The following is a 23,083-nucleotide window of genomic DNA, read 5'->3' on the forward strand; positions in this document are numbered from 1 at the left end:
CCCTGCGCCGTAAGGTGGATCACACACGCCTGTGGACACCGAGCAGGGGTGGGGACGCCCTCGTCGCCCCCACCGACCTCCCTGCCACACGGGCCCGAGGTGAGGAGTACGGGATGACGCCCCAGCGAGCTGACAGGTCGGACGAGACGCGCGGAGACGTGGACGAGGCCATCTCCCGGGCCACCGCGACGGCCCGGCGCTGGGCCGATGCCTCCACACGGTATCCCGTCAGCCGCACGGCGAAACTGCTGGCCGACGTCCTCGACGACACCGACGGCCTGGACTTCACGGTCCAGTTCGTCGACGGCGTGGTGCGCCCCGAGGACACCCGTGTCGCCGCCGACCACCTCGCCCGCCTGGGCGGTCGCGGCGTGCCGTTCCTGCCCCCGTGGCTCTCCGTGCCCGCCCGTGTGGGCGCCGGTGCCGGGAGGTTGGCACCCACCACCGTCGTGAAGGCGGCCCGCAGGGTCTTCCAGGAGCTCGTGGGCGACCTCGTGGTCGACGTCTCCGAGAACCGCATCGGGGACGCGATCTCCCGACTGCGTGCCGATGGCTCACGCCTGAACGTCAACCTCCTCGGCGAGGCCGTGCTGGGCGAGGCCGAGGCCGACCGCCGCCTCGCCGACACCTTCGACCTCCTGCGCCGCGAGGACGTCGACTACGTCTCCCTCAAGGTCTCCGCCGTGGTCGGGCCCCACGGCCCCTGGGCGCACGACCAGGTCGTGGCGCACGCGGTGGAGAAGCTCGCACCGCTCTACGCCTACGCCTCCTCGCAGCCGGGAGCCAAGTTCATCAACCTCGACATGGAGGAGTACCACGACCTCGACCTCACCATCGAGGTCTTCAAGCAGCTCCTCGACCGTGAGGAGAACCTGGGCCTGGAGGCGGGCATCGTCCTCCAGACCTACCTGCCCGATGCCCTGCCCGCCATGCGGGACCTGCAGGAGTGGGCGGCGGCGCGCCGCGCCCGCGGTGGCGCCCCCGTCAAGGTGCGCGTGGTCAAGGGCGCGAACCTCGCCATGGAGCGCGTCGAGGCCGACGTCCACGGCTGGGAGCTGGCCACCTGGGAGTCCAAGCGTGCCACTGACGCCAACTACCTGCGGGTCCTCGACTGGGCGCTGACACCGGAGCGTACCGCGAACGTCCACCTCGGCATCGCCGGCCACAACCTCTTCACCCTCGCCTTCGCCTGGGAGCTGGCCGGGCTGCGCGGGGTGCGCGACGCGATCGACGTCGAGATGCTCTCCGGCATGGCCACCCAGCAGGCGGCGGCCGTGCGCGAGGAGGTCGGGGACCTGCTGCTCTACGTGCCCGTCGTCCACCCCGAGGAGTACGACGTCGCGATCTCCTACCTCGTGCGCCGCCTGGAGGAGAACTCCGCACCCGAGAACTTCATGGCCTCCATCTTCGAGATCGGCTCCGAGCCCGCCGCCTTCGCCCTCGAACAGGACCGCTTCCGCGCCGCCGCCGAACAGTGGCTGCGCGAGGGTGACCTGCGCGTGCACCCCAACCGACTCCAGGACCGCGGCAGCGAGGACGAGGCCACTCTCACGCGCCACCTGCGCTCCCCCGGGGGCTCCTGGACCTTCACCAACACCCCCGACACCGACCCCGTCCTCCCGGCCAACCGCCTCTGGGCGGGCGAGATCCTCGCACGCGTCCCCTCCTCCACCCTGGGCGAGGACACCGCCGCGGGTGCGCGCATCGACGAGGGCGACGCCCTCGAGCGGGCGGTGGCCACCGCGGCGGCCGCGGCACCGGGGTGGGCGGCGCGACCCGCCAAGGAGCGTGCCGAGGTGCTCCACCGCGTGGGTGTGGAACTGGCGCGCAGGCGCAGCGACCTCCTGGAGGTCGCCGCCTCCGAGCTGGGCAAGGGGATCGACCAGACCGACGGGGAGGTCTCCGAAGCCATCGACTTCGCCCACTACTACGCCGAACAGGCCCTGCGCCTGGAGTCACTGCCCGGGGCACGGTTCACCCCGGTCGGACTCACCCTGGTGACCCCGCCGTGGAACTTCCCCGTCTCGATCCCCCTGGGTGGGGTCGCAGCTGCGCTCGCGGCCGGATCCGCCGTCCTCTTCAAGCCTGCGACAGCGGCACGGCGCTGCGGTGCGGTGGTCGCCGAGTGCCTGTGGGCGGCCGGTGTGCCGGAGGACCTCGTCCAACTGGTGCTTCCTGCCGACCACTCCCTGGGGGAGGCACTCGTGCGCGATCCCCGGGTGGAGCGGGTGGTCCTCACCGGGTCGGTGGACACCGCACGGATGTTCCGCAGCTGGCGCCCCGACCTGCCCCTCCTGGCGGAGACCTCGGGCAAGAACGCCATCGTCGTCACCCCCTCCGCGGACCTGGACCTGGCGGTGCGTGACGTGGTCTCCTCGGCCTTCGGCCACGCCGGTCAGAAGTGCTCCGCGGCCTCCCTGGTGATCCTGGTCGGCTCGGCCGGGTTCTCCCACCGGTTCCACGACCAGCTGGTCGACGCGGTGTCCTCCCTGGTGGTCGACTGGCCCACCAACCCCGCAGCCCAGATGGGTCCGCTCTCCGAGGACCCCGGTGCGAAGCTGCTCCGCGGGCTCACGGAACTCGAGCCCGGACAGAGCTGGGAGTTGCGGCCCCGCGAGCTGGACGACTCCGGGCGCCTGTGGAGTCCCGGTGTGCGCACCGGCGTGGAGCCGGGCAGTGAGTTCCACCGGGTGGAGTACTTCGGGCCCGTGCTCGGGGTCATGCGTGCGGGCAGCCTGGAGGAGGCCCTCGACATCCAGAACGGGACCGAGTTCGGCCTGACCGCCGGGTTGCACTCGCTGGACCCGGACGAGATCTCGACATGGCTGGACGGGATCGAGGCGGGCAACGTGTACGTCAACCGTGGCATCACCGGTGCCATCGTGCGCCGCCAGCCCTTCGGGGGCTGGAAGCGCTCCAGTGTCGGGGCCACCGCGAAGGCGGGCGGCCCGAACCACCTCTTCGGGTACGGCAGCTTCGAACCGGAGGAGCTCCCGGTGGGTGAGGTCGGGGGAGAGGGCTACCCCGAGGTGCCCGAGCGTCCGGTGGACGTCTGGAAGCCGCAGCTCGCAGAGCTCCTGCGGGTGGCGGAGGCGCACCTCTCGGTGGCGGAGCGACGACGCCTGGAGCGGGACGTGGACGCCTTCGAGCATGCCTGCGAGACCGAGTTCGACGTGCTCCACGACCCCTCGGGCCTGGCATCGGAGCGCAACATCCTGCGCTACCTGCCTGCCGCGGCATCCATCCGGGCCGAGGCCGGCGTCCCCCTGGTCGACGTCCTGCGGGTGGCTGCTGCCGCACTGGCCCCCGGTGAGTTCACGGAACTGTCCCTGACCGGGGGCGACGTGGCGGTGCGCAGGTCTGCGGGTGGGAACCCGGATGCCGCCCAACCGCTGCACCTGTCGACTGCGGAACCCGTCCCCACTCCGGTCCAGGTGATGCTCGAGGCCCACGGCGTGCGCTGCGTGCACGAGACACGCCAGGCCTTCGTCGCGCGTCTGCGCGGCGCGGACCACCACTTCGACGGGCGCGTGCGCCTGCTGGGCGGTGACGGGGCGGAGCTGGCACGGGACATCGACGGCGACATCGACGTGGCGATCTGGGACGGCCCGGTCACCCACTCGGGTCGTGTCGAGATCCTGCCCTTCGTCCACGAGCAGGCGGTGTCGATCACGAACCACCGCTTCGGCAACCCCACCCCCCTGATCAAGGAGGTCCTCCCCACCTCCTGACCCCGCATCCCGCCGAAGTCCGCTCTGTTCGGGGCTCGAAGTCCGCCCTGTCCCGGGGTTGACGGCCGCCTTGTTCCCACCCCGGTCCGCGCGCGCGTGCGCTCCGGGTGCGTCGACCTGGCCGGATCGAGGTCCTTCTTGCAGTGCCGTGGGCGTCCTGACGGGCACCGCTGTCGGCCACAGCTGCAACCAGATGTGGTTTCGATGTGTTTCCGGTGCCCATATGGGCCCGCCGCACAACGAGACCACACCTCGATGCACGGGGAGGCACAGCGGTCCGACGTGCCGCGCACTCACAGCGGTCGTGCGCACCCCGCACGCCACCACCCCGCGACTCAGCCCCTGAGGACCACCTTGCCGACGGCGCCGCCCTCGTCGACGATGCCGAACGCCTCGCGCAGCCCGGCTGGATCGAGGTGGTCGACGACGGTGGTGAGCGTGGAGCGCAGGCGCCCCGCGTCGACGAGGGCGGACACGCGGTCGAGGATGCGGCCCTGCTCGGCCATGTCAGGGGTGCGGTGCATGGAGCGGGTGAACATGAACTCCCAGTGGAAGGCGATGGAGCGGGACTTGAGCGGCAGCACGTCCAAACCCTCGGGCTCATCCAGCGCCACCACGTGGCCGAAGGGACGCACCAGACGTGCGTAGGCCCCGATGTTCCCGGCGGTGTGGGGGCTGAGCACCCAGTCCACGCCGTCGGGTGCGACGGCGAGGACCGATTCGGCCAGGTCGTGCCGGTCGACCACCTCGTCCGCCCCCATGGCGAGCGCCCACTGCCGGGACCGCTCCCTCGAGGCAGTGGCCACCACCCGCACCCCGGTCAGGGCCTTGGCCAGCTGCGTGGCGACGGACCCGACCCCGCCGGCGCCACCGATGACCAGCAGTGTGCCGACCGAGCGGGTCCCGAGACCCAGGTGTTCGACGAGCGTCTCCCACGCCGTCAGGGAGGTGAGGGGCATCGCCGCGGCCTCCGCCCAGTCCAGCGACGAGGGCGCGTGCCCGACCAGGTCCTCGTCGACCAGGTGGAGCTCGGCGTGGGTGCCCGGACGGGTCAGGTCACCGGCGTACCAGACGCGGTCCCCGGGGGAGAAGCGCTGCACCTGCGCGCCGACGGCCTCAACGGTGCCGGCCGCGTCCCAGCCGAGCTGGCGGGTGGCCCCCTCGGCCAGGCCCGCCCTCACCTTCGTGTCGACGGGGTTCACCGACACCGCCCGGACGCTCACGAGGAGGTCGTGGGCGCCCGGTTCGGGCACCGGTTGCCCCACCTCGACGAAGGCGTCCGCGTCCTGCAGGCTGCGCCCGCCCCGTGCCTGCCACGTCCTCATCGTCTGAGCCATCGTGCCCTCCTGGGTCGGTCCGTCATCCGTGGTCCCGACCGTATCCGCTGTGTGCGCTGCCCGCGCGGCCGCGCGCGAACGGGGGCCTGACGAGGGCGGCTGCGGCAGTAGTAGGGTCTGTCCGGTCCGACCTCACAGGCCGGGTCGTTGAGCGGGCCGGTGCCCGGGTGGAGTGCCCGGTCCGGCCCAGTTCGCACCACCCACACCAGGAGTCCCCACGAAGCACCACCTGCGCAGTGTCCTCGCCGACACCCGACCCCTCGACCATCCCGACTTCGCGCGCCTGTGGTACGCGAACATCATCACGGTCATCGGCGCCCAGATCACCGTCGTGACGGTCCCCGCCCAACTGTGGGCGATCACGCGCGACTCCACCTACGTCGGTCTCACGGGTCTGTTCGGACTGGTCCCCTTGATCGTGTTCGGGCTGTGGGGTGGGGCGATCGCTGATGCCTTCGACCGTCGCCTGGTGCTGGTCGTGAGCACGGTGGGCATGATCGCCTCCGGTGCCGCCTTCGCTGCGCAGGCGCTCCTGGGGCTGCACAACGTCTGGCTGATCCTCGGCATCTTCGCGGTGCAGCAATCGTTCTTCGCGATGAACCAGCCTGCCCGCAACGCTGTCATCCCGATGCTGGTGCCGGCCCCGGAACTCCCCGCGGCGAACTCGCTGAACATGACGGTCTCGCAGTTCGGGGCGATTGCGGGGCCGCTGGTGGGTGGTGCGTTGTTGCCCGTTCTCGGTGCCGGGCCCCTGTACCTCCTCGACGCCGTGACCATGGTGGCGACCCTGTGGGCCGTGGTGCGTCTGCCGTCCCTGCGCCCCGACCACGCCATCGGTTCCCTGGGTCTGGGCAGTGTGGTGGAGGGCTTCCGCTACGCCTGGGTGAACAAGGTCCTCCTGGTCAGCTTCCTGGTGGATCTCATCGCGATGGTCTTCGGCCTGCCGCGCGCCCTCTACCCGGAGGCCGCGAACGTCAACTTCGGTGGTCCCGCGACCGGGGGCATGGCCTTCGCGCTGCTCTCGGCCGGCATGGCGATCGGGGCCGTGGTGGGTGGCGTGCTGTCGGGGTGGGTCTCACGCGTGCGCCGCCAGGGTCGCGCCGTGCTCGTGGCGGTCGCCGTGTGGGGGTTCGCCGTGATCGGCGCCGGCGTGTGCGTCGCGCTGGGGGGAGGACAGGCCATGCCCTTCCTCGTCGGCGCGGTCCTCATGCTGGCCGTCGGCGGGGCGGCGGACATGGCGTCCTCCGCCTTCCGTCAGTCGATCCTCCAGTCCGCGGCCACCGACGACATGCGGGGGCGTCTCCAGGGCGTCTTCCTGGTCGTGGTGGTCGGGGGGCCGCGCATCGCGGACATCCTCCACGGTCTGGCTGCCGATCGGCTGGGGGTGGCGACGACCTTCGTCGGGGGCGGTGTCCTGGTGGTCCTGGGTGTCCTGCTCTGCGGCGCGCTGGTGCCCCAGTTCCGCGCCTACGTTCCCGGGGTGGAGGGTGGACTGACCGGTCGGCACCCGCTCACGGACGAGGAAGGCTCCGCGGAGCATTCGTCCTCCGCGGGCCTCTGAGATTCCGGTCCCCGCCAGGAAGCGGGCCCCGCACACGTCCGGTGTCCCGATGCACCTGCAGTGGACCGAGGACGTGAGGTGTCGCCCTGTGCGGGCCCGCATTGACGGGCTGACGGGTGCGTCCCCTGACGTGGTGCAACGGGAAGTGTCCGTGCTGGTCCGGGGTGGACCTCGCGGATGACCCGGGCAACCACTCCGAGGCCAGGTGTCGGCGGAGACCGCGATCCGGTTCTCCCTCTCGCCTGTCCGTGGAGCTCCAGTCCGATCCGGGCTTCCGGGGCGCCAAGGTGTTGCCCCTGCTCCTCGGGGCCGCCCTCCACGACCTCGTCGACGCTGGGTCCACCACCCGCCCGGGTTCCACGTGCTCCGAGCCCGCAGGCGCGTTGATCTCGACGATCTCCGCCCAGACCGACGAACGTGTCGCGATTGCCGTCCACCACCGGGTCCCAGACCGCCTGGGCCACACGTTCGCCGCCATCGCCGGCATGCCGGGCGATTCCCAAGCTGACCTCACGTCGTTCGCCGACTTCCCCAGGACCCACTGGTCCAGGATCTGCACCACACAACCCCCTGTGAGGGTCTCAAGTGGGAGATCAGGCGCAGGGGCGACGTCGTGCAGATCTTGCCCGACCGGCCAGCGTCATCCGCTTCATCGGGGCCGTCCTGCAGGAACAGGACGAGGAGGAGCCCCGGGAGCGTATGACGGTTGTCGCGATCCCCCGATGGACAAGGACTGCCGTCTCCGATAGAGTCATCTATGACATCTGAGTCATTTGTGACAGTTATGACTCCTGAGAGAACATCATTGGAGGTCCGTCGTGTCTGCTGTGGTGGAAGCCAAGGCTGAGCACATCGACTCTGCCCAGTTGGAAGCGCTTCGCGAGTTCGCCGAGGGGCTGACCGAGGGGGTGCTCCGCGACCTGCTCGTGTCCTTGAGTGATTCCCTTTCGTCGGGGTTCGATCTGGCACTGCTCGACCAGAGCACCGAGTTCACACCCGCACAGGCGGCCGCCCGTCTCAAGATGAGTCGAACCCACCTCTACAAGCTCCTGGATGACGACATGATCCCCTTCCACCACGTGGGTCGAGACCGCAGAATCAGCGGTCCCGACCTCGTCGCCTTCGAACTCCGACGTCAGACTGAACGCAGAGAACTCGCCGAGCGTCTCGCTCGACCGACCGCAACGAGCTCCGCTGCTGACGAAGAACTGGCCGATATGCTGTGATGTGAGGCGCGCAGTTGACATACTTGCTTCGTGCACCATGATCCGACGGCTCGACCGACACTTCAGGTCCTGAGATCTCTGCACGACGGCTGGGAGGACAAGTTCCAACAACGAGCCGTCCAGGACGGACGGTACGACTCCCTGCACCCGTTTGCTGCGCTTCGGCACCCGATCCTCCGCAAGTGCGCCCAGGAACTCAACTCGGATCCGGCACGGGACGGCGAGAAGAAGACCATCAGGGTCTCCGGGCCCCTGCATCTCCTGGAGATCCGCAGCAGCCAGTGGCGTGCCGGGGTGTGGACCGATGGTGACGGAGCTCGTTGGATCGTGGCCACGGGCCTGGCGAAGGGCGGTCACGACGACCACGACGACTTCTACCGGTCACTGGAGTTGTGCTGCTGCTCGGAGACAGGGCGTCAGAGTCTCCTGCCCACTCCGCAGGACGTGCACTTCCTCAAGCTGGAGACTGCCGCCCTCGTGCGGACCCGCTGGGAGTTGGACATCCAGCGGACTGTGGTCGGCATGCTCCGACAACTGGTCGACACTCCTTCGGTCGCGGTGTCGATCCGGCACCCGGTGAAGGACCGTCGCTTCGCACGTGTGCGGCTCACGCTGTCCACGGCTGAGGACGTCGAGGACTACGTGGTGCAGGTGAAGGACCTGGAGAGACCCGGATCCCCCCTGGCACTGGTCCTTGAGCGTCGCATCCTCGTGAGCATCTCCCGTCCCGTCCAGGCGTGGGACATCGCCCACGGGGTGTACTCCGCAATGGAGGAGCCTGGCCACCTGGCTGCGCAGATCGGATCACTCGACACAGCCGTCGACGCCGACGAGCTCCTCCTGCCCGACCTCGGGAACCAGGCCCACCGGGTGCACCGGCGGCATGTCGGTGATGCGGCGATCAACGGGGAGGCGCTTCGCGCCCTGCGCGGAGTCTTCTTCGTCCCGACCCAGGACGCCGAGGGTCTGGAGGAGTGTCCGGAGTGCCAGCGGGTGGTCGACGGAGGCTGATCACCCCTGTTGGTGGGCGGCTCCCCGGTCGTCGGGTGCGGGTGCGCTGGTGCCCGGTCCGCATCGACGAGGGCGCCCCGCCCACGGCGGGCCCTCGGCGGGATGCGGATGTGCCTGCTGCGGTGGACGCTCCACGGAGGAGGTGGCAGCGACGGGACTACAGTGCCGAACGGGTCCCGTCCAAGGAGCATGTCCATGACCGCCAGCACTGACCAACCACGATCGCTCGCGCCCTCGTTCGCCGCCGAAGAGGCGCACTCGTTCCGGACGGACACATTCGGCAGGATCGTCCAGAACGCCGTCAGCGCCCAGGGCGCGGATGCCGTCAGCCTCGACCGGGACGTCGTCAACCGGATCGACGACTCCACGTCGGAGCGTCTGGACAGCTGGGCCGTGACGGACCAGAAGCACTCGGGTCGGTGCTGGGCGTTCGCGGCACTCAACGTCCTGCGGGCACGGATGGTGAAGGAGTTGCACGTCGACGACTTCGTGTTCTCGCAAAACTTCGTCGCCTTCCACGACAAGCTGGAGAAGGCCAACCACCTCCTGGTCCGCGCGATCGAGACGGTCGACGATCCCCTGGGTGACGAGGGCGTCCGCAACCTCCTCAACGGTGTGGGGGACGGCGGGTTCTGGATCCAGTTCCTCGACCTCGTGCGCAAGTACGGCCTGGTCCCGGTCTGGGCGATGCCGGACACCGAGTCAGCGGGCAACACCGACCAGATGAACCGCGCGCTCGCGGTCGTGCTGCGTCGCGGGGTCGGGAGGATACGGGCCGCGCGCACCGACGTCGATTCGATCCGCCTCGAGACCATGAAGGACGTGTGGCGGATTCTCGCGATCCACCTGGGCACCCCACCGACCAGCTTCGTGTGGCAGTACCGCGACGCGGACAAGGTCTTCCACTCCGTGGGTGGGATGACCCCGCTGGAGTTCGCGGAGAAGTACGTGCCGGCCGAGGTCTTCGACTACGTCGTACTCACCCACGACCCCCGCGAGGAGCACCCCGAGGGGCGCCGCTACATTTCCGAGCACTCGCCGTACATGGAGGGCTGCCCACCGTACTCGCAGATCACCGCGCCCATCGGGGACCTCAAGAAGGCTGCCATCGGGGCCATCCGCGAGGGCGAACCCGTCTACTTCACGTGCGACGTCAAGAAGCAGTTCGACAAGGAGGGCGGGATCTGGGACGCGGAGCTCCACGACTACGGCGCCCTCTACGGTGTGGCGATGGACATGACGAAGGCCGAGAGGATGCGCCTCCACGACACGGGGTCCACCCACGCGATGACGCTCGTGGGTGTCGATCTGGTGGACGGGCGGCCGCGCCGGTGGCGTGTGGAGAACTCCTGGGGGGACGAGGTCGGACACAAGGGCTTCTTCACCATGGACGACTCCTGGTTCGACGAGTACGTCTTCCGCGTCGCCGTCGCGCCGGAGCGTCTCACGCAGGCCCAACGGGCCGCCCGGACGGAGGAACCTCTCGTGCTGCCCGAGTGGGACGTGATCTGAGGCCCCGACCGCGTCGCGTCCGGCCCTCAATGTGGGAGTGGGCGTGACGCGATTGTCGAATGGCTCCCGCGCGGATCGATCGGCGAGTCCTGCCGACGTCCTCAGCTGACGGCGATCTCCAACAGGTGATCCACGCTCTGGCGTGCCCGGCCGGAGAAGTAGTTGCCGTGCGTGGCCATGACGGTCTCAATCGAGTCCGATCCGACCAGGACGATGTCGAGCTGGTCCTCGCCGTTGCGTGCGGCCCGACGCTCGGCCTCCCTGTACGCGAGGAGAGCGGACTCTGCATCACCGCCGAACTCGCGCTGCTCCACGAGCTTGTCCAGGTGACGGTCGTAGACGAGCAGGAAGTGCTGAATTCCATCGTTCATGGTCTGCCTCCTCTACCGCTCAAGTGTGCCTGAAGGCGTGCGGCATGTCGATTGATGTTCGCGAGCAGTTCCGTTGGCGGGGTCACTCCTGCGTCCAGAGCGATGTCCATGTCTGCCATGAGACGCATGAGGATCTGGACGTCGCTGGTCCCATCCTGTTTGAAGTTGGTGCCGAGGACATCGGAGAAGGCCTCGACATTGCTTGCCCATGTGTGCATTCGCTTCGTACGAATCTGGATCTCGATGGGTCGGCCGTCTCGCTCGACGATGACGTGCAGTGCTCTGTAGCCGGACTGACGAGGGTGCGCGAGGTAGTCACTGCGCCGGAGCACTCGCGCTCCCCACACCGCGTCGATCCAGGCTTCCACACGTCGTGCCTCACTGATGTCATTGGACTCGGTCACGACTCTGCACCCGCCGATGTCCTGCATCCTCGACAGATCGAGTTGGGACTCGCGCGACGTGAGCTTCTCGACGATGGTCGACATCCTCTTCAGGCGTTGGGTGACCTCGGCATCAATGTGAAGGCGGCTCAGGCATCCACGAAGGCCGTTGTTCACCTTGAGGAGCGGATAGGAGAACGTCGCTCGGTACTCACCGACGACATCCAGCGCGACGTTGAGTTGGTCGAGACGTGCCTCTCCTCTGGAGAACGCGCGAACAGTGGATCCTGCTCTGCGAACGGAGCTCTTCGACGGTCCGCTCAGTGGATCTGGCATCTTGCTCGTCTCTCTTCCCCCCCGGTGGCACGGTCATCTGGTCCCATCGGAGGAACCATCATCCACCTGTGGGTACGGGGATCCGCAGGAAGTCGCTGACAGCCACACCACCGAACTGGCACGCCACCGAACAGCCACACTACCGAACCTGCGCAGAGTGTCGACCCAGGCCGCCGGAGGAAGCGAGCTCGGGCGCTGCCAAGCATGCGCAAGGCCAAGACCGTCCCCGTTTCCCCACGTCCCACAGGGGTACGCCCCGCCCTCGTCGATCACGACGAGGACGGGGAGCGACCGACGGTCCCGACGGGGAGTCCGGCTGACTACGCCGGCTGCGCCCCCGTGCCCACACCCGCACCGGCGAGCTCGGGCACCGACACCGGGCGACCGTCGTGGGAGTCGGCGGGGATGTTGTACCTGTCGTCGCGGCGGCGCCACCACGAGGCCAGGACCGACCCGGAGATGTTGTGCCACACGGAGAAGAAGGTCGAGGGGATCGCGACGACCGGGTTCGCGGCGAAGGCCTGCAGCGCCAGGGTGGCGCCGAGCGCGGAGTCCTGCATGCCGACCTCGAAGGTGATGGCCTTCTGCTGGGCGTAGCGGAAGCCCTGCGGGTACACGCGGAACATGACGCGCGAGAACAGGTACCCCAGGCCGTAGCCGGACAGGTTGTGCAGGATGACGACGGGGAGGATCAGGGCGGTCTCGGCGGTGAAGAGCTTCGCGTTGTTCGCGGCCACGACCACGCCGATGATCAGGAGGATCGCGACCTGGGAGACGGCCGGCATCACCGCGGTGACCTTGGCGACCTTCGCCCCGAAGACCGTGTGGACCGTGACGCCCAGCGCCACGGGGATGAGGACGACCTTCAGTGCGGTGATGAAGAGCGCGCCGACCGGGATCTCGACGTACTGGCTGGCGAGCGCGCTCATGAGCAGCGGCACCATGAAGGGCGCCAGCAGGGTGGAGAGCAACCCGATGGACACGTCCAGTGCCACGTCCCCGCGGGAGAGGAAGGACATGACGTTCGAGGACGTGCCGGACGGGCAGCACCCGACGAGGATCACGCCCACGGCCACCATCCCGTCCAGGCGGAACAGCCAGCACAGGAACACGGCCAGCAGCGGCATGATCACGTAGTGGGCGACAGTCCCGACGATCACCATCAGCGGCATCTTCGCGATGCGCTTGAAGTCGTCGATGCTCAGCGTCATGCCCATGCCGAACAGGACGACGGAGAGGAAGTACCCGGTGTAGGACTTCGCCCACAGTGAGGTCGAGGGGACGAAGTAGTTGAGGACGGCCCACACGATGACGACCAGTGTGAACCACTTGGTGAGCCAGGCCCCGAACTGTTGGACCTTTGACATCTGCGATCACTTCTCTTGGGAGGGCACCGGCGCAGGGCACCACGGTGCGATGGGGATGGGTGGATGTGCGACCGCTGGACGTGGTCAGGTGGTGTCAGGTCGGACGGGCGGGCGCAGGTCGTGCGCCGACAGCTCGTGGACACCTGTGGGTGGGGCCTGTCGGCCCCGGTCCGGGGTGTGTGCCCGTCGTCCGGTGGGACGGTGGCACGGGGGACGTCCAGCGTGCACAAGGGGGAGGGGCGGGGTCCGCCGCCAGTGCTCCCGCCCTCGTGCGGGGACCCGGGTTCCCGGGGGAGCCGGGTCAGTCCGCCGACGAGGGCGGGTCGGTAATTCGACGGGAACGTACGAGGGCGTCGCCGGTGTGGAGTACCGGGAGCGAGAGCTGGAGTGAGCTCATCGGTTCGGACGACCTTTCGGTGCTCGTCGAGGACAGGTCTGGGAGCGACCCGCTGTGCCTGTGACTGTAGGCGCGTGCCCCGTCGGGGCGCGGCCCTGTCCATCGTTCGACCCTTGAAGAACACTTGGTGTGGCATTGACCGGCACGCGGTGTTCGTCCGCCGACGTCGGCCCGGGCGTGTGCGTGGCCAGGGGTGCGACCTGCCCCGGTCAGGGGATCTGGTCCGCCGTGAGTGTCGCCGGGAGGGTGTCGCCCTCGTCGCCGACCTTCCCGAAGGTCGCGCCCGCGTCGGCCCTGTCCCCGGTCGGCCCGGCGGTGGAGCGGTAGTAACCGGCGGTTCCTCCCGTGATGTGGAACTGCGAGGCGGCGCCACCGCTGAGGCCCGTGGGTGTGAGGAAGAGCAGGTAGTCCTGGCCGACCTCGAGGATCGGGGCGGGCAGCTGGTCGACGTCGGTCGAGCCCAGCTGGCGGACCTCGATCGTCGACCCCGCCGCGGGGACGTCGGTGTCCGCGTCCTCCCGGCCCGCTGCCGGTGTGGCCTCGGTGACCTCGATCGTCGAGACGGTGTGGACCGGGTCGGCGCCGGCGGCCTCCGCTGAGCCCGAGGTCGTCCGGTCGGTGACCCTGCCGACCACGACGAGGGTGCTGTCCGCGCTGAGGTCCTCGACGGAGATGTACAGGGTCGACCGGCTCACCGCCATCCCCGTCGTCGTGTCCGGGGAGCCATCGGCGCCGACGTCCGGGCTGCAGGCCGTGGTCGCCTGGAGGGCGAGGAGTCCGAGGGCGGCAGCTGCCGCGAAACGTATGGTCGAGCGGGCGGTCGTGCCTGTCATGTCGTCCTCCCGGAGCCCGGTGGTGGAGTGGGGTGCGTCGTTGTCCGAGCCGGTGGACCGTGGTGCGTGGCCGTGCCGCCTGACCAGCGCCTCAGCGCGTCGGGTCGACCATGACCTTGATGGCGCGCCGCCGGTCCATCAGATCGTAACCTTCCGCAACCTCCGAGAGGCCGACGACGCGGTCCAGGACCAGCCCGGGCTCGATCTCGCGTGCGAGCACCCGGTGCACCAGGTCCTCGGCGTAGATCCTCGTGGGGGCCATTCCCCCGCGCATCGCGATGTTGTGGCGGAACTGGTCGGCCAGGTGGGAGGTGGCCTGGTGGGGGACCCCCACCCATCCGACCGTGCCGCCGGGCGCGGTGGAGCCGATGGCCTGGGCCAGGGAGGAGTCGGTGCCGACGCACTCCAGGACCGACTCCGCACCCCAGCCGTCGGTGAGCTCGCGGATCCGCGCGATGCCCGCCTCGTCGCGCTCCGGCACGACGTCGGTGGCACCGAAGCGGCGGGCGAGGGCGGCGCGGTCCTCGTGGCGGGACATGGCGATGACCCGCTCGGCTCCCAGGGTGGCGGAGGCGAGGACACCGCTGAGGCCCACGGCGCCGTCCCCGACGACCACGGCGGTGGAGCCGGGAGAGACCCCGGCGGAGACCGCCGCGTGCCATCCGGTGCCCATGACGTCGGAAACGGTGAGCAGGGAGGGGACGAGGTCGGGGTCCGGGTTGCCCCCAGGCACGACGACGCAGGTGGCGTCCGCCCACGGCACCCGGATCGCCTCCGCCTGGCAGCCGTCGTACCAGGCGATGTGCGGACAGCCGTAGGGGCGTCCCTTCCGGCACATGGCACACCGTCCGCAGGCCGCGAAGAAGGGGATGACCACCCAGTCCCCGACGTGCACCTCGTGGACGTCCGCACCGATCTCGGTGACGACGCCGACGGCCTCGTGACCGATGCGCCGGGGCTCGGGTGTGGCGCTGATGCCGCGGTAGCCCCACAGGTCGGAGCCGCAGATGCAGGCCGCGACCGTGCGGATGACGACGTCGGTGGGCTCCTCGATGACGGGGTCGGGGACCTCCTCGACTCGGATGTCATGTGCTGCGTGCAGGACCGTTGCTCTCATGCCTCCATTGTGGACGCGTCCTGCCCGCTGTCACGGGACCGGGGTCCACCGGAGTGGGGTGCGGCCCCGTGCTGCCGGGCGGCTGACGGTCCGGGTCCGGGGGTGGCAGGGCGCTCTCCCCGCCGACGGAGGCGGGTGCCGGCAGCAGTTGTGCGGACGTGAAAAATAGATATCATGTTGATATCCGACGAGGCCGGACCCGCCCTCGTCCCCCGTACGCACCCACCCAGGAGGAGACATGAGCACAAGACCCGACCCCACCGGTCCTGTTCCGGCCGGTCCTGATCCGCGCACCCCGACCGACGCCCGTGAGGACGCCCCCGAGGACACCACGCCCGCCGGACGCCCCGTGGGGCACGAGGGCATCCGCGTCGACATCGACGAGAAGCGCGCCGCGTCGGGCCCCTCCGTCCTCGCATTCGTGGTGCTGCTCGTCATCCTGGCGGTGCTGGTCCTCTCCGTGGTGGTCTTCGTCCGCGGGGTCGTCTCCGCCGACGGGGGTGGGAGCGCGGTGCTCATCCTCGTGGGCAGCATGCTGTTCGTCCTCGGCCTGCTCGCCTTCACGACCCTGACGATCGTCTCCCCCGGGCAGACCTCGGTGCGCCAGTTCTTCGGCCGCTACATCGGCACCATCCGTCGCACGGGCCTGGTGCTGGTCCCGCCGCTGACGACCGGCAAGAAGATCTCCGTGAAGGTCCACAACTTCGAGACGAACGAACTCAAGGTCAACGACCTGGACGGCAACCCGATCAACATCGCCGCCATCGTCGTGTGGCAGGTCGCCGACACTGCGCGCGCCGTCTACGCGGTGGAGGAGTACGAGGAGTTCATCAAGACCCAGTCCGAGGCGGCCCTGCGCCACGTCGCCACCACCCACCCCTACGACGAGCCGGGACCGGGGGAGACCTCCCTGCGTGGCGGGACGGACATGGTCTCGGCCGAACTGGCCACCGAGGTCGCCGAGCGTGTGGCGCTCGCGGGCCTGGAGGTCGTGGAGGTCCGCATCTCCTCGCTGGCCTACGCCCCCGAGATCGCCCAGGCCATGCTCCAGCGCCAGCAGGCCGGCGCCATCATCGACGCCCGCGAGCAGATCGTCGAGGGTGCGGTCACCATGGTCGACCAGGCGCTGAGCCGGCTGGAGAAGGAAGACATCGTCGCCCTCGACGACGAGCGCAAGGCCCAGATGGTCTCCAACCTCCTGGTGGTGCTCTGCTCCGACCAGCGCACCCAGCCGATCGTCAACGCCGGGTCCCTCTACTCCTGAACAGCCCCTGAGCCATGGTCGACCCCCACACGTCCGATCTGCCCGACGCTGTCCGTCCCGACAGGCCGGATGGTGGGCGCCCGTCCCCCCAAAGCGGCGAAGTCCGCTCTGTTCCGGTCACGAAGTCCGCTCCCTCCACTGATGAGGAGGCGGACACGAGGGCGACCGCGCGGCGCGCGCGCAAGCAGGTCCTCCTGCGCATGGACCCGGACGTCCACGCGGCGGTCGCCAAGTGGGCGGCCGACGACCTGCGTTCAGTGAACGCCCAGATCGAGGTCCTCCTGCGCCGCGCCCTCAAGGACGCGGGCAGGGATCCCCATGCCGCTCCCATGCGTGGACGGGGACGGCCACGCTCGGACGGGTGACGGTGGGGACGGTCGTGCCGGGACGGTGGGTGCTGCGGAGTCCGTCTGTCGGGGCGAGGTGGTCCCGAGTCGGGTGCCGGTGACCCCATCGCGGCACAGGCCGAGCCGGGGCACTTCTCCTCGCGCGACCACTCACTTTTTGTGAGTGGTCCTGTGGGAGTGACGTGCCCCTGGAGGGGGTGTCGACCTCAGGTGTCGGGGTGGGTCCGTCAACGGAACGGTTGATCGGCTCGTCACCGGGGGCGCGCCAGAGCGGACTTCGAGCCTGGAACAGAGCGGACTTCGAGCCCGGAACAGAGCGGACTTCGAGGTCAGAACAGAGCGGACTTCGGCGGGGGAGGGTCAGGCCTCGTCCTCGGGTGTGGGCGGCGGGGGAGGCTGGGGGAGGTCCGACTGCGCCGGGATCTCGTCCGTGTCCTGGTCCGTGCCCCACTCCGTGACCTGTTCCGACCCTGGTTCGGGTGACGGTTCCCCGTCCCTCTCCTGGCCGACTCCCGCGGCAGTGGCTCCCGGGTCGGGGCTGGCGCCCGCAGCAGGGTCGGTCCCCACCCGGTCTGTCGTCCCCGTCCCGGCGTCCACGGCCTCCATGAGGTCCGACCCCTCCGGGAGATCCCCCCCGGGAAGGTCCGTGTGGTCCGGATCGTCGTCCTGCCCCGGTTCCCCCGGGAGGTCCACGGAACCCGCGGCGGAACCGTGACGACCCTCCCGCAGCTCCAGGAGGGAGTTGATCTCGGCGGAGAAACTGATGATCTGCTGCTGCTGCCAGCGCAGGGAGCGGGCACGGTCCTCGGCCTCGTGGAGTGCATCCGTGGTGTGGGCGCGGACCTTCTTCACCAGGGAGGTCGCCGTGCGGCGAGCCTCGTCCTGGATCGACTGGGCCCGGGAGCGGGCATCGGCCAGGACCTGGTCGGACTGTGCCCGGGCCAGGTCCTCGGCGGTGTGTGCCTGCTGGGTGATGTGCTCGGCGTGCTGGAGGGCCGAGGCCACCTTCTCATTGGCATCGGCGGTGATCCGCTCCGCGTGCGCCACCGCGTCATTGTGCAGACGCAGGAACTCCTGTTGGGTCTCGTCACGTTTACGGGCGTTCGCCACGTCCAGTTCCCGGGCCTGGTCGCGGGCGACGGCCAGGATGTGGGCGGCGTCCTCACGCATCTGCGAGGACTCGCGTTCCGCGTCGGCGCGCAGGCTGGCCGAGGCCCTCTGTCCCTCCGCGAGGACCACGGCAGCTTCCCGTTCGGCCTGGGAGACCTTCTCCGAGATCTCACCCAGTTGCTGCTCGACCTTCGCACGGTGGGCGGTCTGCTCGGTCTCGATCTTCAGGCGGATCTGCTCGGCATCGCTGCGGGCATTCGCGAGGATCTGGTTCACGTCCTCCTGGGCATCGGCGCGCTGCCTGCGGATCTGGTCCTGGGTCTCCTCGATGAGGCGCTGGGACTGCTTCGCGGCATTGGCCACGACCGTGTTCGCCTGTTCCTCCGCGACGCGGAGGATCTCCTCGAACTGGGTGTGTGTGGAGGCCACCGACTCGGGCAGCTCCCCGCCCTCGCCCTCCTCGGAGTCTGGGCCCGTGGGGGATCCCTGACCCACCCGACGGATCTGGGAGTCGAGCAGCTCGACCTCCCTGGCCAGGCGCTTCACGCGCGCCTCGGACTGTTCGGCCCGGGCCTGGGCCTCGTCGGCCTGCTCGCGGAGAACCTGGGCCTGGTGCTGGGCTGCCTCCGCACCCTGCTGGGAGCGGGTGGCCTGCTCCGAGACGGCCGCGAGCTGCTGGGAGAGCTCACGCGTGTTCTGTTCGTTGAGGGCGACGAGCTCGGAGATGTAGCGGTCGACGCTCTCCTTGTCGTATCCACGGAAGGAGACTTCGAACTCGGGCACTTGATGCTCATTCATGGCAGGTCCCAGGGGTCGGGAGTATGGGGGGAGAGCGACCCGTTCGTGTCGTGGGTCACGGTCGCCATCCATCGTACAGGTCGGGGCCGCACGCAGCCCGTGCGACTGCAGACCCCCGCCCCCGAGTCTCCCCGGCGCGAGGCGGTGCGGTCGAAGGGGCAGTGGGGGAATACGTCGCCACGTGTCGGCGTTGTGACGGACATGACCACAATCGGATTGATCGGTGCAGGCAACATCGGGAGCCAGATCGCCCGGAAGGCGGTGGAGCAGGGGTACGAGGTCGTCCTCAGCAACAGGCGCGGCCCCGAGGTGCTCCAGGACCTCATCGCCGAACTCGGTCCGCACGCGCGTGCCGCGGACTCCCCGGCAGAGGCGGCGGAGGCGGCCGACCTGGCTGTCGTGACCATCCCCCTCAAGGCCATCGACACGGTTCCCGTGGAGCCCCTGGTCGGCAAGATCGTCATCGACACGAACAACTACTACCCCGGCCGCGACGGACAGATCCCCGCCCTCGACCAGGAGACGACCACCACCTCGGAGCTGCTCCAGGCGCACCTGCCGCAGTCATTCGTGGTCAAGGCCTTCAACCACATCCCCGCCGCGCAGATCACCACGGCCGGTCGCCCCGCGGGCGACCCTGACCGCCGCGGCCTGGTGGCCGCCTCCGACGACGCGACCGCACTCAGCGTCGTGGTACGTCTCCTCGACGCCTTCGGTTTCGACGCGGTGCCCGTGCAACCGCTGAGTGAGTCCTGGCGGATCCAGCGTGACACCCCCGGTTATGTCCAGCCCTACAGCGCGCCCCAGCTGGTCCATGCGCTGGCCATCGCCAAGCGCTACCGGGACATGTGAGGTTGCCGGGACCCTGCCGCAGGTGCTCGGGGTGGGTCAGGTCCGGTCCAGGTCGGCTCTGAGTGCGTGCGTGACGATCTCGGTGCGTGTGGTGCAGCCGGTGTGGTGGAGGACCTGTTTGACGTAGGTCCGCACGGTCTCCTCGCTGAGGTGGAGCCGGGTGGCGATGGTGCGCGTGGGGGTGGCGTCGGCGAGGAGGTCGAGGACGTCGTGCAGGTGGGGTGGCAGGGTGTCCACTGCTGCGAGGAACCGGGCCTCAGATTCACGCAGGGTGGCGCGGGTGCGGTAGGAGTCCAGAACCATGGCGGTGGGGCGTGGACTCATGACCGTCTCTCCTGCGTGGGCTCGGTGGAGGAGGGTGATGAGGTCCTCGATGGGGGTGTCCTTGGTGAGGAAGCCGGCGGCTCCTGCGGCCATGGCGCGGGGGAGGAAGTCGTCGTGTTCGAAGGCGGTGAGGATGATGACGGTGACCTGGGGGTGTTGGGCCCGGATGCGGGTGGTGGCGGCGACACCGTCCAGGACGGGCATGTCGGCGTCGAGCAGGGCCACGTCGACAGGGTGGTCGGCGAGGGCGTGGAGGGCCTGGGCGCCGTCGGCGACGGTGGCGACGAGGTCGATGTCCGGGCGGCCCTGGAGTAGGCGTGTCATGGAGGTGCGCAGGAGGGGGTCGTCGTCGGCGAGGAGCACGCGCACGGGGGTGTCGTTCACAGCGGGGTCTCCTCTGTGGGGTGAGGGGAGTCGGTCCGTGGCTCCGTGCGGGTCGTGGGCCCTGTGGGGGCGGAGTGGTCTGCGGGTGTGGTTGTCCCACGTGTCGGGGTGTCCGTGGTGTCCTGGGATGAGGTGAGGAGGCTGGCTCCGCCCCGGTCCGGCGGTGTCGCGGGGATGAGGACTGCCAGGAGCCAGGATGCTCCGCGGGAGCCGTACTGGACGGTTCCGCCTTCCCGGGCCACCTGTGCGGTGAGGTTGTCCAGGCCGAAGCCTCCTCCCAGGGTGGCGCGGGCGTGGTCGCGGGCGGGGTCGATCTCATTGGTGACCATGACGGCGATGCCGTCATCTGGGGGTGTTTCGATGCTGAGGTCCGCGTGGGTGCCGGGTCGGGCGTACTTGAGGACGTTGGTGGCGGCCTCGCGCACGACGAGGGCGACCAGGCTGCGCTGACGTCGGGTGAGGGAAGGGTCCAGGCTTGGGGGTACCTCGGTGTCCAAGGCGATGGAGCGGCCTGCGAGCATGGTCTGGCAGGTGGCGATGACCTGCGCGAGGGGTTCGGGCTGGGTTGATTGGTCGGGCAGGGCGGAGGACATGAGGGCACGCAGGTGAACCATGGCGTCCCGGGCCGTGTCGGTGAGGGCGCGGGCGTCCTCGGCTGCCTGGGGATCGGTGGTGGTGCGGGTCAGGGACTGGGAAGCCACGAGGAGACGCACGAGGTCAGCCACAACCGTGTCATGGAGGGTGGAGGCAATCTCGCGGCGGACCTCTCCCCGGGCGGCCTCGGCTGCACGGTGAGCGGACTCGGCCTCCTGGTGCAGCCCGGCGAGGCGGGCCCTGTTCCACCGCAGCCCCAACCCCACGCCGATGCTCATCATGACTCCGAGAAAGGCCTCAAGGGCAGAGGCACCTTGATTGGGTGAGCTCGCGAACTGGGAGACGCTGGACAGGAGAAGGACTGCGGCGGCAGGAACGTACCAGCCCCTGGAGATCCAGTCCCCCGCCACCGCGAACACCCCCAGGAGCGGGAACCCCACCATCAGCGTGTCACTCGGCGCCAGGATCGCGACGAACGTGACAACCGCGTACAGGAGTCCAGCAGTGGCTGGCAACCACCCCGTCAAGGCGAGCAGGCCGTAGCCGATGACCAGCCATTCAACTGTGAACGCGCCGAGATGATCAGGGCTCCCACCCGAGACCACCTCAGCCACGACCAGCACCACAGCCAGCACACCGAACCCCACCCTGCGAGCCGCATCACCCACAGGCTGACGCAGAAGCAATCGCCGAAGAGAGCCTCTCATCGCACCCGGATCACTTCGATCTACACAGCGGGAGCGTTGGGTGGAGCTTGCACAACCAACCACCGACTGCTGTCACAGATGTCGGAGGAGACTGCTGAATCCAATGCGGCGTGGCGAGACTCGCGGCGACAAGTCCCTGAGTCATCAGCAGACCTGTTGCCACTCCCGCGAGCGGGCGCCGGAACCACGACTTCTTGATGGAGACCACTGACCCTTTCCTTTCCTCAGGTGGTGCACATCGGAGCCTATCCCGGGTGGTCACACGCGCGAGTTCATCGCGCCGGTCGCGATGAACTCGTTCCGCTTGCAGACAGATGAGCTGGTCCGGCCCCTGTCCCACAGGCCCGGACCAGCGTCATTTGCTGTCCGCGTCGGTCCTGTTCTCCCAGTGGCACCACAGTGATCGTCAGGTGTCGGTGGGGCGGCTCTTGCGGCGTGTACGGCGGCTGAGAAGAAGGTCGGTCCAACTTCCTGCGATCACCAGAATTCCGACCGCAAGAACGTGCCACTCCCAGTCGAACAGGAGAATGAGGGCGGTGACCGCGGCAATTCCCAGGAGAGAACCGGCGAATGCCCATCTGGTCTCGTTGTCCGTCCAAGCATGCGGCGTCCTCCCCTCGCCGACACACGGAGACCAAGAGTTACTCAACTCGGAGGTCTCGCCCATCCTCAACTGTCGACACACAATGGGTTTTGGCGCCCACGCTGCTCCCGATCAAGTCAGAATAACGTAGAGCAGGGCCCCCAGCATCAGACACGCGAAGGCTCCGCTCGCCGCAAACAATGGAACCCGAGATCTCGGCGACGAGGTCGTGTCGCTCATCGTTGCACCGAGCTTTTGCCAAAGCAATGCGCAGGCCAAGAATACTATGAACGTCAAGATCCAGACAAACCAAGGAAGCCCCTGAGTGCGACTGACGAGATAGAGAGTGAGCGTCATCACCCCAGACAGAATGATCGAGTAACCCAATCCTGGCACCCGTGTGGCCATGCTGATTCCTCCGTTCACGGAACCGTTGTCGATCTAGCAAGAATACGCAGTTGTCAACGCTCCTCCGGCGGCTTCGCAGGCGCTAGCGGTCACAGCACCTGCAATCGGCGTCGCAACCCCGCTCACGCCAACCGACAGTGGAAGACAGACGAGCCCACCCCAAGTAATGTTCCACGCCCAACCAATCCACTTCGGTATGCACTTCCGAGCAGCCATCTGCTGCATGCGGCTCCCAGCTGACGCCTGCGGAGAATCTGGCCGAGTGGGCGCAATCACTTGCCTGATCGGATCGAACGAGAAGTCAGAATCTCGACCATCTGCTGACAACTCGATAGTTGCGACAGTCTCTCCGCTTGAATTGAACCAATGTGCGGCTCCATCACTGACCGTCACGCGATCTCCACTCATCATCGAGAGTTTCAGTCCGACTCCCTCGATGGCTTCCACGCCGCGTTCTTCAGGAGTGGTGACGGCATCTGTCTGGGAGATCGACTGCGGCCTTTCCGGAGAAGAGGTGGGTGACGCGTTTG

18 protein-coding genes are annotated in these 23,083 nt (G+C 68.8%); 8 read left to right on the plus strand and 10 right to left on the minus strand.

The window, feature by feature from the left end; translation table 11 throughout:
* Nucleotides 1-113: 113 nt before the first annotated feature.
* The gene (locus tag BQ9890_RS13710; protein WP_075892281.1) at nucleotides 114-3,731 is read left to right on the plus strand and encodes a bifunctional proline dehydrogenase/L-glutamate gamma-semialdehyde dehydrogenase; all 3,618 of its coding nucleotides are present in this window, start codon (nucleotides 114-116) and stop codon (nucleotides 3,729-3,731) included.
* Between the two features lie 335 nt (nucleotides 3,732-4,066).
* On the opposite strand, the gene BQ9890_RS13715 is transcribed toward BQ9890_RS13710, so the two are convergent.
* Nucleotides 4,067-5,068, minus strand: coding sequence for a zinc-binding alcohol dehydrogenase family protein (locus BQ9890_RS13715; RefSeq protein ID WP_230297965.1), 1,002 nt, complete (start codon nucleotides 5,066-5,068; stop codon nucleotides 4,067-4,069).
* A 172-nt stretch (nucleotides 5,069-5,240) separates the two neighbouring features.
* Here BQ9890_RS13715 and BQ9890_RS13720 point away from each other — a divergent pair, with 172 nt between their 5' ends.
* The 4 genes from BQ9890_RS13720 (at nucleotide 5,241) to BQ9890_RS13740 (ending at nucleotide 10,378) form a co-directional block, all read left to right on the plus strand.
* Complete coding sequence (locus BQ9890_RS13720) at nucleotides 5,241-6,629, plus strand: MFS transporter (RefSeq protein WP_075892282.1); 1,389 nt, start codon at nucleotides 5,241-5,243, stop codon at nucleotides 6,627-6,629.
* Between the two features lie 818 nt (nucleotides 6,630-7,447).
* Nucleotides 7,448-7,855 (plus strand): helix-turn-helix domain-containing protein, encoded by a 408-nt coding sequence (locus BQ9890_RS13730; RefSeq protein ID WP_075892284.1) that lies wholly within the window; start codon nucleotides 7,448-7,450, stop codon nucleotides 7,853-7,855.
* Nucleotides 7,856-7,885: 30 nt separating this feature from the next.
* Nucleotides 7,886-8,866: a DUF3039 domain-containing protein gene (locus tag BQ9890_RS13735; RefSeq protein WP_075892285.1), complete on the plus strand. Its 981-nt coding sequence runs from the start codon at nucleotides 7,886-7,888 to the stop codon at nucleotides 8,864-8,866.
* Between the two features lie 195 nt (nucleotides 8,867-9,061).
* On the plus strand, nucleotides 9,062-10,378 hold the full coding sequence (locus BQ9890_RS13740; protein WP_075892286.1) for a C1 family peptidase: 1,317 nt from the start codon (nucleotides 9,062-9,064) through the stop codon (nucleotides 10,376-10,378).
* Between the two features lie 101 nt (nucleotides 10,379-10,479).
* On the opposite strand, the gene BQ9890_RS13745 is transcribed toward BQ9890_RS13740, so the two are convergent.
* The 5 genes from BQ9890_RS13745 to BQ9890_RS13765 all read right to left on the minus strand — a co-directional run bounded on the left by BQ9890_RS13745 (nucleotide 10,480) and on the right by BQ9890_RS13765 (nucleotide 15,182).
* A complete protein-coding gene (locus tag BQ9890_RS13745; protein WP_075892288.1) occupies nucleotides 10,480-10,749 on the minus strand; it encodes a hypothetical protein in 270 nt (89 codons plus the stop codon).
* Entirely contained in the window at nucleotides 10,746-11,468 is a 723-nt protein-coding gene (locus BQ9890_RS13750) for a RelA/SpoT domain-containing protein (RefSeq protein WP_078062481.1), read from the minus strand. The genes BQ9890_RS13745 and BQ9890_RS13750 overlap by 4 nt, the downstream gene beginning before the upstream one ends.
* Before the next feature lie 320 nt (nucleotides 11,469-11,788).
* Nucleotides 11,789-12,835: a bile acid:sodium symporter family protein gene (locus tag BQ9890_RS13755; RefSeq protein ID WP_075892292.1), complete on the minus strand. Its 1,047-nt coding sequence runs from the start codon at nucleotides 12,833-12,835 to the stop codon at nucleotides 11,789-11,791.
* A 606-nt stretch (nucleotides 12,836-13,441) separates the two neighbouring features.
* On the minus strand, nucleotides 13,442-14,065 hold the full coding sequence (locus tag BQ9890_RS13760; RefSeq protein WP_075892294.1) for a hypothetical protein: 624 nt from the start codon (nucleotides 14,063-14,065) through the stop codon (nucleotides 13,442-13,444).
* Between the two features lie 91 nt (nucleotides 14,066-14,156).
* A complete protein-coding gene (locus BQ9890_RS13765) occupies nucleotides 14,157-15,182 on the minus strand; it encodes an alcohol dehydrogenase catalytic domain-containing protein (RefSeq protein ID WP_075892296.1) in 1,026 nt (341 codons plus the stop codon).
* 238 nt (nucleotides 15,183-15,420) lie between these two features.
* Here BQ9890_RS13765 and BQ9890_RS13770 point away from each other — a divergent pair, with 238 nt between their 5' ends.
* On the plus strand, nucleotides 15,421-16,446 hold the full coding sequence (locus BQ9890_RS13770; RefSeq protein ID WP_078062482.1) for an SPFH domain-containing protein: 1,026 nt from the start codon (nucleotides 15,421-15,423) through the stop codon (nucleotides 16,444-16,446).
* Between the two features lie 200 nt (nucleotides 16,447-16,646).
* A complete protein-coding gene (locus tag BQ9890_RS16000; RefSeq protein WP_195907688.1) occupies nucleotides 16,647-16,811 on the plus strand; it encodes a type II toxin-antitoxin system antitoxin in 165 nt (54 codons plus the stop codon).
* A gap of 342 nt (nucleotides 16,812-17,153) precedes the next feature.
* On the opposite strand, the gene BQ9890_RS13780 is transcribed toward BQ9890_RS16000, so the two are convergent.
* Nucleotides 17,154-18,686, minus strand: coding sequence for a coiled-coil domain-containing protein (locus BQ9890_RS13780; protein WP_075892301.1), 1,533 nt, complete (start codon nucleotides 18,684-18,686; stop codon nucleotides 17,154-17,156).
* 3 nt (nucleotides 18,687-18,689) lie between these two features.
* On the opposite strand from BQ9890_RS13780, the gene BQ9890_RS13785 reads away from it, so the two are divergent.
* Nucleotides 18,690-19,553 carry an NADPH-dependent F420 reductase gene (locus BQ9890_RS13785; protein WP_143226469.1) on the plus strand — a complete coding sequence of 288 codons (864 nt, stop codon included), beginning with the start codon at nucleotides 18,690-18,692 and terminating at the stop codon, nucleotides 19,551-19,553.
* Nucleotides 19,554-19,589: 36 nt separating this feature from the next.
* Here BQ9890_RS13785 and BQ9890_RS13790 read toward each other — a convergent pair whose 3' ends face one another.
* The 3 genes from BQ9890_RS13790 to BQ9890_RS13800 all read right to left on the minus strand — a co-directional run bounded on the left by BQ9890_RS13790 (nucleotide 19,590) and on the right by BQ9890_RS13800 (nucleotide 22,553).
* The gene (locus tag BQ9890_RS13790) at nucleotides 19,590-20,261 is read right to left on the minus strand and encodes a response regulator transcription factor (protein ID WP_075892303.1); all 672 of its coding nucleotides are present in this window, start codon (nucleotides 20,259-20,261) and stop codon (nucleotides 19,590-19,592) included.
* Nucleotides 20,258-21,469 (minus strand): sensor histidine kinase, encoded by a 1,212-nt coding sequence (locus tag BQ9890_RS13795; RefSeq protein ID WP_195907689.1) that lies wholly within the window; start codon nucleotides 21,467-21,469, stop codon nucleotides 20,258-20,260. The genes BQ9890_RS13790 and BQ9890_RS13795 overlap by 4 nt, the downstream gene beginning before the upstream one ends.
* 808 nt (nucleotides 21,470-22,277) lie before the next feature.
* Entirely contained in the window at nucleotides 22,278-22,553 is a 276-nt protein-coding gene (locus BQ9890_RS13800; protein ID WP_075892307.1) for a hypothetical protein, read from the minus strand.
* Nucleotides 22,554-23,083: the final 530 nt, after the last annotated feature.

It is taken from the genome of Actinomyces provencensis (assembly GCF_900155435.1).
GTDB classification, from domain to species: domain Bacteria; phylum Actinomycetota; class Actinomycetes; order Actinomycetales; family Actinomycetaceae; genus Pauljensenia; species Pauljensenia provencensis.